This is a genomic window from Acetatifactor aquisgranensis, from assembly GCF_943193215.1.
GTDB lineage: Bacteria > Bacillota > Clostridia > Lachnospirales > Lachnospiraceae > Acetatifactor > Acetatifactor aquisgranensis.
On record NZ_CALPDH010000067.1, the window covers coordinates 1 to 9,930 of the forward strand.

The following is a 9,930-nucleotide window of genomic DNA, read 5'->3' on the forward strand; positions in this document are numbered from 1 at the left end:
TAGCACTCTCTTATTTTCTGTTAAAAATAAGATGCTTTAGAGTATATTGCCCTTGTCGCATCTTATTTTACAATGAAGCAATTTTCTATCTTAGTTCAGAATAAAATATGCATAAATGACATAGTTGTCATAATCTGCCGTCTCGCGAAAATCCATGACCGTCTTTCCGATTCGGTATTCTCCGGCTGGAAGCTGTCCATACAGCCACTCCCAGTCCAGCTCCCTTTTCGTCACTTCTTCCTTGGGAATCATATAGGCAATGGAATTGAATCCATAGGCCCCCTCGACCACTACCGGCACTTCCTCCCATTTTCCGTCCCGGTACTGCCCCAGCACGAAGTCAGCTCCGTCCTGAAGCTCTCCTGTGGGCGCTTTTCCGTCAAACTGGTTGTATACAAGAACCGCCCCGGTGGGAGATATTTTTTCCAGGGAAAAAGACAGCCCGATCTCCAGCTTCTCAGACTCATTTTTAAAAATATATGCGCCGCCCTCTTTCACATCCGGCTTGAAAGTAAGAGTGTCGAGAATCGCCATCACGTCATCCCCATACTCCTCCCACCAGCCCTCCACCGAATATGCCAATGCCACCATACCGTCATTCTGCTCCCTGAAGCTGATGAAATCCCAGTATTCATGGCCGTCATAAGTGCCGATATTGGCAGGTCCTCCCGCCAGGTTCACGGTTTCCTCCTGCAGCCCTGTACCGCAGACACCAAAGAAATTGATATAGGCCAGTTCGATGAACCCTTCCGCCGCGCTCTCCGGGTAAAAATGAATTCCGTAATCTCCGCTTACCAGTTCCTCGCTGTCCATGGGAAATGTCTCATACTTCCAGCCATCAGGCACCCTCAGGGATATCTCCCCATATGGGCCGCCCTGGGTCACCTCTGTTGCTGCCGTCTCCTTATTCTGCTCCTCTTCTGTGTCATTGGGGGAAGATTCCCCGGCGCTGTCAGATGGCCCGCCGCTGCTGCCGCCGGACTCATCACCGTTATCGGAGGCCCCCGCATTCCCTGCCGCCTCTTCGCTGCCATCTGCCGGTTCGCCGCCCTTTTCAAGGCCCGCGGTGCCTGCTTCAGACTTTCCCTGATTTTCCGCATTCAAATCGCTCTCATTCTGTATGCCGGTTTCTTTTCCGGATTTAACTGCCGTCCCCGTACCGGCATCTACCCTGCTCCCGCATCCGCCCAATATCATCCCCAGTGCCAGCGCCAGAATCATATTCCTTTTTTTCATATCCATCCGCCCCTTTCTCTCACGCCTCTATCCAAATAGACGAAAGAGCCCAAAAGAAGTTTCTTCCGCACGATAAGTTTCGGTAAATTTCAAGAATCTACTACCTTCCGGCATCCCCCTGTCCTGACGGCTTTCCCGCTTTCAGAGCCTGTGGAATGCCAACAGGAGAACGACTTTTAACTGATAGAAATTACCATGTTTTCGATACCAGTTCTTCCTCTGCATCATCCATTCTCCCGAATATAAAGTTCAATAACAGCGCCGCATACGGATATTTACCCGCTTCATCCGTCACGCCGGTATATTCCGTATGCCCATATCCGCATAGTATCCTGTATTCCATCTGGGACTTGTCGTAATGATAAGCCTCCATAGTCCGCATGAGCAGCTCATTCTGCTCCTTTCTCCCGACAATATCGTTATCAGAAATGAGGAACAGGTATCTCTGATCCTTATTCTCCGGCCTCTCCTGGTCCAAATAATAAATCGGCGCCGCTTCGTCTACCCGGACCGTCCTGGTGTCCATTCCCCTCTCGCGCAGGATATTGTAATGGACGGTAGGCTGTCCCGCGTCAAAGATATATCCTGCTATAGCGCTTTCCTCCACGCCGCATTCCGCCAGGAACCGCGGCTGAAAATGAAGCATCATGGACAGATACGAACCTGCGGAAATCCCGCCGATGAACACACGCTCAAACGAAATATATTCTTTCACATGCTCAAGGCTCCATGCCACACAGCGGGCCGCGTCCTCCACAAAGGCCGGATATTTCGCCTCCGGATACATATGATAATTGGCGCTCACCACCGCGACACCGGCCTCCGCAAGCTCCTGATACACGCCTCTGTTATCGGCCTTATCTCCACCCTCCAGGCCGCCTCCATGGTAAAAAATCAAAAGCGCTCCGCAGACTTCTCCCTCCGGCAGATACAAATCCAGCATGCCTGCCGTCCCTGCTTCCTCCTGATATGCCAAATTCTCCATCACACATACTTTCATATTCACACCTGCTTTCTTTTCATAAATATACAGCCTGACACAATGTCATCCTATGAATCCTCCTACATAAAGCTGCAGTTTGTCGAATGGTTCGATACCATTATTCTACCACAAACACACACTCCTGTTAAATTATTTTTCTACTGGCAAGGGAATTCAGATAGGTCGACAGGCGCCGGAGCCTGCGATTACGTGAAAAAGCCCTTTTCTTTGATGGTACTCAGAGAGCGTATCACCGCTTTGCCGGAACGCGCAGAAAAGCGAAGCAATCTGTATGTTGACCGACGGTATCAGTCCGATTTCGCGTCGCCGGATTTCTTTGCAGACGGTACCAGGGTGCGTCCGGGCTCTGCGAAATGCAGGCTGCTGGCGGTTCTTGTGAAAAACGCGGGCAGGGTGCTCTCCCGCGCGGCACTGACAGACGCCCTGCGGGAGGGCGGATTGATTGAGGAGAATGTGCATCCCGTCATGGAATCGGCAGAGACGTTAACGGCACAGGCGCTGTCAGCCGGCGTACCCGCAGATTTAATCTGCGCCGGACTGCCGAGGCAGTGGGGACAATTCTCGATAACGGCTTGAAATACGCGCCGGAAAACTCGAAAATTTTCATTCCGTCTGCGCCTTACCTCAAACTTCAACAATCAAGCAAACAGATCACTCCTGCTCCAGCTTGCCGGTATAAAGCTGATAATACATCCCCTTCTTGGCCAGCAGGCTCTCATGGTCCCCCCGCTCCACGATCCGCCCGTGGTCCAGCGTTCAGCACATCCTTCCTGTCCCGCAGGATATAGTCCGCGCACCTGCCCACTATGACACAGGGGCCTTTCTTAATGACCTTTACCTGCGCAAAGTAAAGCTGGTCCTGCAGCGGCTGATACTCCTCATAGCGCTCCCTTCCCCCATATGACGCGTAACGGGCGATATTAAAAAGCAGGCTGCTGTTCATATGCTCCCCTTTTTCCTCGACAAACTCCCTGTGGAACCCGCTTTCCTTTGCCGCCATCTCAATGATCTCCTTGTCATAGAACGGCACATCCAGCCTTTTGGCCAGTTCGCTCCCAATGCTGTGCCCGCCGCTTCCGCACTGCCTGCTTATGGTGATAATCCTTCCTTCCATAGATGCCTCCTTAAATCTTTTTCCAATATAATTTCAACATAATCAGAGTCGTGATAAATGCAAGCGCATCTGCCAGCGGACCTGCCCACAGCGCCCCTTCCACCCCTAATGCCAGCGGCAGCAACAAGGTGGCCGGGAGCAGATAAACGATCTGGCGGGACAGGGACAGGACGGTTGCCTGTGTCGGCTTTCCGATTGCCTGGAAGAAAATGCCTGTCGCCATCTGCAGCCCGTTGATCGGACACGCCAGAAGGAAGATGCGGAAGCATTTCACCGCGAACTCATTGTACAGTTCTGATTCCGAACCAAAGAGCCGGACAATGCTCATGGGGGCGAGCTGGAACACCAGAAATGCCAGGACCAGCATGATCGTCGACGCAGCAAGTATGATACGGTATGCCTGCTTTACCCTGTCCTTCTGCCCGCTGCCGTAATTGTAGCCCCAGATCGGCTGCGCGCCTGTTGCCAGTCCAAGAAGGATAGCTGAGACGATCTGGTTCACCTTCATGGTAATGCCTATGGTCGTCAGGGGGATCTCCGCGCCATATTTCGACTGCGCGCCGTAAGATACCAGTATGTTGTTGGTGACCGCCATGACCAGCACAATGGCGATCTGCGTGATAAAGCTGGATATGCCCAGGCTGCTGACCTTCGCCACCACTTTCCCTGAGACGCGGAAGCACTTCTTATCCAGCTTAATGCTCTTGAATCTCCAAATGTAGGCAAGATACAGGAAGGCGTTCAGTATCTGCCCGGCAATCGTCGCCCAGGCCGCTCCTTTCACGCCCCAATGGAACACAAAGATGAAGATCGGGTCAAGGATGATATTGGTGATACAGCCCGCCAGAAGCCCTGCCATGCTGTATTTCGGGCTGCCGTCCGCACGGATCATGCCTGCCATGCCGGAATCAATGGAAGCAAACAGGATCCCATAGGAAATGATCCGTCCATAATCCATGGCGTAAGGCAGGATGTCTTCTGTCGCGCCAAACAGCCTGCATAACGGTTCCAGAAACAGGTTGAACAACACGCAGAGGACAACGCCGGCCACTGCCATGACCGAAATAGAGCATCCTATGCCCCTGGCCGCTGACTCTTCATCCCCCTCGCCCAGCTTCAGGCTCAGGTAGGCCGCGGCTCCGTCACCGATCAGCAGGCTTAACGCGATCGCGATCACCGTCATGGGCATGACCACATTGGTGGCGCCATTGCCAAGATACCCTACCCCCTGACCGATGAAGATCTGGTCAACAATGTTGTACAAGGCGTTGACCACCATGGAAATGATGCTGGGGACAGCAAACGTAAGGATCAGCTTTCCTATCCGTCCCCAGCGGATTTGTTTTTGTTACGGTTGTATCCATCTTCTTACCTCCTGAATTCTTGCTGTCAGCACTCTCCTTTTTCGAGTGCTAACCTTTATCTAAAAAAATATGCCGGCCATTACTGACAGACTCTCGGCATATAACCCTGTCGGGCTATATGCTATATTAAACCACATTCCCTCTTGAAAGTGAATTGACAATATGGTATATCAATGACGAAAACGCAATAATCAAATATTCCACAGCAAACTGCGAAATATTTGATTATTGCGGCAGTCGCCAGGTCCATGCAGGCAGGGCCTTGGCTCGTTGCCCGCGGAAATCGAGGTGGACGCCATGAATACTGACCAATTAAAGAGTTTTATCCAGGTTGCGGAAAATCTGAATTTTGCCAGAGCGGCAGAAATTTTGAACATTACCCAGTCCGCGGTATCCAGGCAGATCCATTCTTTGGAGGAGGAGCTTGGAACCAGGCTTCTGCACCGCACCACCCGGACGGTGACCCTTACCCCGGCAGGCATCAGCTTTCTGGAGGACGCGAAAAACGTAGTCGGAAGACTGGACGCCGCATCGCGGAAAATTCAGAGGCACCAGTCCTCCAGTATCCAGATCCTGACCATCGGCTGCACGGACGAGGCAATCCTGGACCTGCTCTGCAAAGTCCTCAAATCATGCCGGGCCCAGATTCCGGAGCTGTATCCGTTTTTAAAGGTGATACCGCACCGTTCCATTCTGGGGTTTTTTACCAGGGAGAGATTGATCTGCTGTTCGGATTTCAGGATGACATTCCGTTGAAAAACGACATCATCTATCAGGAGCTGTTCCGGATCCCGCTGTGCTGCATCGTTCCGGATACCCACCCTTACGCCGACAGGACAGAGCTGGCAAAAGAAGAATTGTATCTGGAGAATATCGTGGTCTGCAATTCCTATGCAGTTCCATTCAAGGCGGCGGAGATGCAGAACCGCATCGCGCAGCATATCCCTCCGGAATCCATCTACATCTGCGATAATCTGCAGGCTCTCCTTACGCTGGTAAGAGCCGGTTATGGCTGTTCCATCCTGCCGCGGATGCATTTCATCAGTTCGGACATCCGCATCATTCCAATCACCGGCAATGAGCCTTTGTCTTATGGTATTTTCTATCGGAAGAACGCGGTAAACCCTCTGTTGAAAAAGTTTATCTCTATCATGACCACAACTTCTTTCCAATAGAATAGAGGCGGTACAATTGCTTTAATACTATATGGCCGGACTCAGCTTTGTAACTTATTAACTATGTAACCCCTGCAGCTATATCTTTATGCTCTGCCATGAATCCCACGCCAGCATTGTATACTCCCTGGCGGCGGGAAAATTAGGTTGAATATCTGATTTTCTCTCACCCCATTCTTCCCAGCAGGGGGTATTAAACCGCCCTTTTGCCGCTTATATTCTGTTTTGGTGCATGATGATTTTACCGCCGCACAACGGTTTTTTATTAACCGCCGGACAGCATGGAAATCTTCTTTTTATGCGTATAATGCGTAGTGATACTTTTCCCTGTTCTGTTGAAGAAAAACCAGCGCTACAATCATGGTGATTAGTTCTGCTATCGGTACCGCAAGCCATACCCCTGTTACACCCAAAAGGTTAGGCAAGGCAATGTAATCAACATCACTGTAATCAGTCCGAAAGTCCGCAGAAATCTTAGCGATACCTCGTCGTGCGGCAGTCGTTACTCTACGGTACAGAAGCCGGAGCTTGCTTGTTCCTCTCTCTGGGTGCGTTCGTCAAATTCCGCTTGACTATATTTTTCAATGCCAGTCAGCGTTCCATTCCCGGAGGCGTCCGGGTGGGCAAAGTCACGGACTGTATAAATGTCGACAGTTCCGTCCGTGCTCCCCAACGTGCGGAGTGCCCCTTTGAATTTCCCGCTGGTCAGCCCCTCGCCATTGGAGGTCAGCACATCCCGGAAAAACCGAACCTTTTCACCGTTGAAGTACCACCGGTCATTTTTGATGTCATAGGTGACGCCAAACGCCTCGTATTCCTTTGCCATATCTTCAAGTTCCTTTGCAGAGGGCGGGTCACCAGCTAAGGCAGCGACGGGAGGCGGATTTTTGATTGCCTCGATGTCACGGGCGGCAAATTCTTCCGCCGAAAACTCCTTTACACCAGTGAGCTTTCCGCCGGGGTCGAAAGAACCATCTTCGGCGCGGACAATGCTGGTGAGGTCACGGACAGCATATACATCAACCACACCATTCTCGTTGAAAAAGTCGTTTCCGGCCTGCATCCCGTTCTCCACGGTATAGTAGTCCTCAAACCACCGTACCGCTTTCCCATTGTATGTCAGTTCGTTTTTGCTGGCATCGTATGTCAGGCCAAACTGCGCATAGGGTTTGAACAGTTCTTCATAGGAAATTTCGGCGGAGGAACCGTTGCCTTCAGCAAACGCAACGACAGTCTGCCCGGATTCCTCCGTCATCGGCAGGGAAGTCGTTCCGCGTTGAGAGGTTCCGCCTTGGGATGCTGCTGCGGTACTGCACCCGGCCAGGCATCCCACAAGCAGTACCCCTCCGAGGGCTAAGGCGAGTAGTTTCTTTGTGTTCATTGAAAAACACCATCCTTTCTTTGAGTGTACCTAAAGAATACCACCTTTTTTTGTGATACGTTTGGGATTCGTTTGTGATTTATGTGTAGTTGAAAAGCGGCGGAGCAATCGCCCGCCGCTTTCCTGCGTCTGTCAAATTGTAAAAGAAAACTTTACCCCGGCCTGTGTATTGCAGACCGTACATTCGCTTTCATGCTGGCGCAGTATCTCCTGCACGATATACAGTCCTAACCCGCTCCCGCCGGTTTTACGGCTTCTGGATTGCTCCACACGATAAAACGCATCAAATAATTTCGGAATACTATTCTCCGGGATATGTGCCCCTGTGTTTTCAACAGAAAATTTTATCTGTCCATGTTCTGTGCGGACAGATATATAAATAGAGACTCCCTGCGGGGAATACTTGATTGCATTCCCTATCAGATTCGAGAACACTTTCTCCATCAGCAGTTTATTTCCAGCCATAAGAGCGGATGGCGGAGCATCGAGATGCATTTGCAAGTCCTTTCCCGCAATTAAATCTTCGGTTTCACTTAAATAGGATTTGATAATCTGAACACAATCCAAACAGTCTTTTTTGAAATCCGCCCCCACAGTTTCCAGCCGGGAGATTGTCAATATCTCCTGCACCATTGTTTCAAGGGTATTCGCAATTTCCAGCGATCTTGTCAAATATTTCTCGCGGTCTTTGTAGGCCCCGATGCCGAGCAGCATCCCCTCTAACTGCCCTTTGATAATGGTGACAGGCGTTTTCAGCTCGTGTGAAACCGCCGAAAAGAAATTTGTGCGGGCCTGTTCTAATTCCTTTTCATGCTCAATATCGGCTTCAAGTTTTCTGTTTGCGCTTTGCAGATCAGACAGGGCGGCTGAAAGATTGCGGGACAGCCTGTGCAGGCTTTTCCCCAGCGTTCCCAATTCATCAGTCCGTTGTTCATCAACCGTCCAATCCAACTGCAAGTCAGACATTTTTTCGGATATGCGGCTGATTTCCAGTACGGGCTTTGTAATCATATGAGAGTACAGCCAAGATACGACAAGGGCAATCGCCAATACTAATAGCAAGATAATCGGAAAAACGCGGATAAAGGATTGTTGTAGTTCCGAAATTTGTTCTGCCTCACCATAGACAACGAGAGTATAACGGTCACTGCAGTCAGAAAAAGAAAAATAGTATTGGTTTGATAAAACGGGAGAGATTTCACCAAGGCCAGTGACTGCCGTTTGTGCGATATTCCCCTCCCATTCATTGTCAAATTCTTTTGTGGGTAATGTAATCCAATCGCCTCCACTGTTGTACAACTCGACTGAATTGATTTCTGTATTCGCAATAAACTGGTCAAACAAGCCCCCGCTTTCTGAAAACGGCACTTGTTCCAGTTCCGCAATAAATTCTTGTGTCCGCTCATCTAAAATTATATTTAGCCTGTTAGAATAGGTCTGTGGCATCAGCCATGCCAGCAGACCGAACACTAACAGCGATACAAATAACAGCATGATTGATGTAATGAAAAACACCTTAGCATATAGACTGCTTTTCATTTTCTTTATCAATTTTATATCCCACCCCTCTGATTGTCTGGATAAAATCAATGCCCAGCTTTTTCCGCAAGTTTTTGATATGTGTATCAACCACGCGCTCGTCCCCATAAAAGTCATACCGCCACAGCTTATCCAAAAGATTTTGCCGTGTCAAGATACGTCCTTGATGGGTCAGCAGTTCTTTCAGCACTTCAAATTCCCGCTGGGTCAGTTCATAAGCGCTTCCGTCCACCGTGGCCGTGTAGCTGTCACAATCCAAAACAAGGTTTTGGTAAGCGATCGTTTTATTTTCATCTTCCCCCGGCCCGCCGCTCCGCCGCAGAACGGCGGCAATCTTGCGAATTAAAATCGGCATGGAGAAAGGCTTTGTAATGTAATCGTCAACCTGCAAATCCAGCCCCCGTATCTGTTCTTCTTCGCCGCTCAATGCGGTAAGCATGATGATGGGAACCTTGGAGTGTTTGCGTATTAGCTCACAGACAGCAAAACCATCAATTTTAGGGAGCATCACATCTAGCAGTACCAAATCAAACTGTGCGGTGGAAAATACGGAAAGGGCCTCCACTCCGTCATTCGCTAAAACAATGTCATAGCCCACCTCCTGCAGAAAGTTCTTTAATAATTCCTGAATATCCAAATCATCCTCGACAACTAAAATTCTTTGCATAATGCCACCTCCGAAAAGAGCATATCATAGAATTTTGTGATTAATGTGTAGTTTTCAAATTTCCTGCTGATTATACCTCTGCGCGAGCCATTCTGCAATCTTGTCAACTGAAATGCCAGGCAGCGAAAGTGGGTGCCGGAAACACATTGGCCGGATGCTGAACGGCATGGACGAAAAAGAGCTTATCATCATAGAGGGGCCGCAGAGTATGAAGCTTCTTTCTGCCACGCAACCGAAACAGCAAGGTGTATAAAGAATATGCACTCATTGAGCGCAAGAAAAGACGGTAAAGCCCTTGTAATCGGGGCTATACCGCCTAATCTAAAATTACTTCCTTATCACCGCAAACTTTGATGTCTATAAGCTTTATCCAACTCCCCGAGTAGGGCTCGAACCTACAACAACTCGGTTAACAGCCGAGTGCTCTACCATTGAGCTATCGAGGAATCTC

At 49.8% G+C, this 9,930-nt stretch carries 10 protein-coding genes and 1 tRNA gene; 3 read left to right on the forward strand and 8 right to left on the reverse strand.

Annotated elements, in window-relative coordinates; all coding sequences use genetic code 11:
* Positions 1 to 90: 90 nt before the first annotated feature.
* Entirely contained in the window at positions 91 to 1,236 is a 1,146-nt protein-coding gene (locus NFS35_RS28015) for an immunoglobulin-like domain-containing protein (protein WP_251210257.1), read from the reverse strand.
* A 190-nt stretch (positions 1,237 to 1,426) separates the two neighbouring features.
* Entirely contained in the window at positions 1,427 to 2,236 is an 810-nt protein-coding gene (locus tag NFS35_RS28020) for an alpha/beta hydrolase fold domain-containing protein (protein ID WP_251210258.1), read from the reverse strand.
* 192 nt (positions 2,237 to 2,428) lie between these two features.
* On the opposite strand from NFS35_RS28020, the gene NFS35_RS28025 reads away from it, so the two are divergent.
* Positions 2,429 to 2,815, forward strand: a complete 387-nt coding sequence (locus NFS35_RS28025; RefSeq protein ID WP_251210259.1) for a response regulator transcription factor — start codon at positions 2,429 to 2,431, stop codon at positions 2,813 to 2,815.
* A 139-nt stretch (positions 2,816 to 2,954) separates the two neighbouring features.
* Here NFS35_RS28025 and NFS35_RS28030 read toward each other — a convergent pair whose 3' ends face one another.
* Together NFS35_RS28030 and NFS35_RS28035 are read right to left on the reverse strand one after the other, a co-directional pair.
* Positions 2,955 to 3,353, reverse strand: coding sequence for a cytidylate kinase-like family protein (locus tag NFS35_RS28030; RefSeq protein WP_251210260.1), 399 nt, complete (start codon positions 3,351 to 3,353; stop codon positions 2,955 to 2,957).
* 10 nt (positions 3,354 to 3,363) lie between these two features.
* Positions 3,364 to 4,617, reverse strand: a complete 1,254-nt coding sequence (locus NFS35_RS28035) for an MATE family efflux transporter (protein ID WP_251210261.1) — start codon at positions 4,615 to 4,617, stop codon at positions 3,364 to 3,366.
* 397 nt (positions 4,618 to 5,014) lie between these two features.
* Between NFS35_RS28035 and NFS35_RS28040 the strand changes: the two genes are divergently transcribed.
* Positions 5,015 to 5,473 (forward strand): LysR family transcriptional regulator, encoded by a 459-nt coding sequence (locus NFS35_RS28040; RefSeq protein ID WP_251210262.1) that lies wholly within the window; start codon positions 5,015 to 5,017, stop codon positions 5,471 to 5,473.
* Positions 5,470 to 5,892, forward strand: coding sequence for a LysR family transcriptional regulator substrate-binding protein (locus tag NFS35_RS28045; RefSeq protein WP_251210263.1), 423 nt, complete (start codon positions 5,470 to 5,472; stop codon positions 5,890 to 5,892). The genes NFS35_RS28040 and NFS35_RS28045 overlap by 4 nt, the downstream gene beginning before the upstream one ends.
* Positions 5,893 to 6,394: 502 nt before the next feature.
* On the opposite strand, the gene NFS35_RS28050 is transcribed toward NFS35_RS28045, so the two are convergent.
* The 4 genes from NFS35_RS28050 to NFS35_RS28065 form a co-directional block, all read right to left on the reverse strand.
* Complete coding sequence (locus NFS35_RS28050) at positions 6,395 to 7,273, reverse strand: hypothetical protein (RefSeq protein WP_251210264.1); 879 nt, start codon at positions 7,271 to 7,273, stop codon at positions 6,395 to 6,397.
* 132 nt (positions 7,274 to 7,405) lie between these two features.
* Positions 7,406 to 8,824, reverse strand: a complete 1,419-nt coding sequence (locus NFS35_RS28055) for a sensor histidine kinase (RefSeq protein ID WP_251210265.1) — start codon at positions 8,822 to 8,824, stop codon at positions 7,406 to 7,408.
* Entirely contained in the window at positions 8,790 to 9,479 is a 690-nt protein-coding gene (locus tag NFS35_RS28060; RefSeq protein WP_251210266.1) for a response regulator transcription factor, read from the reverse strand. Before NFS35_RS28060 ends, NFS35_RS28055 begins: the two co-directional genes overlap by 35 nt.
* Before the next feature lie 374 nt (positions 9,480 to 9,853).
* Positions 9,854 to 9,925: transfer RNA gene (locus NFS35_RS28065), tRNA-Asn, on the reverse strand.
* Positions 9,926 to 9,930: the final 5 nt, after the last annotated feature.

Excerpts from the sequence above, each read along its gene's own strand:
- NFS35_RS28015 (WP_251210257.1), bottom strand. The coding sequence starts at position 1,236 with ATGAAAAAAAGGAATATGATTCTGGCGCTGGCACTGGGGATGATATTG.
- NFS35_RS28020 (WP_251210258.1), bottom strand. The coding sequence starts at position 2,236 with ATGAAAGTATGTGTGATGGAGAATTTGGCATATCAGGAGGAAGCAGGG.
- NFS35_RS28030 (WP_251210260.1), bottom strand. The coding sequence starts at position 3,353 with ATGGAAGGAAGGATTATCACCATAAGCAGGCAGTGCGGAAGCGGCGGG.
- NFS35_RS28040 (WP_251210262.1), top strand. The coding sequence starts at position 5,015 with ATGAATACTGACCAATTAAAGAGTTTTATCCAGGTTGCGGAAAATCTG.
- NFS35_RS28050 (WP_251210264.1), bottom strand. The coding sequence starts at position 7,273 with ATGAACACAAAGAAACTACTCGCCTTAGCCCTCGGAGGGGTACTGCTT.
- NFS35_RS28060 (WP_251210266.1), bottom strand. The coding sequence starts at position 9,479 with ATGCAAAGAATTTTAGTTGTCGAGGATGATTTGGATATTCAGGAATTA.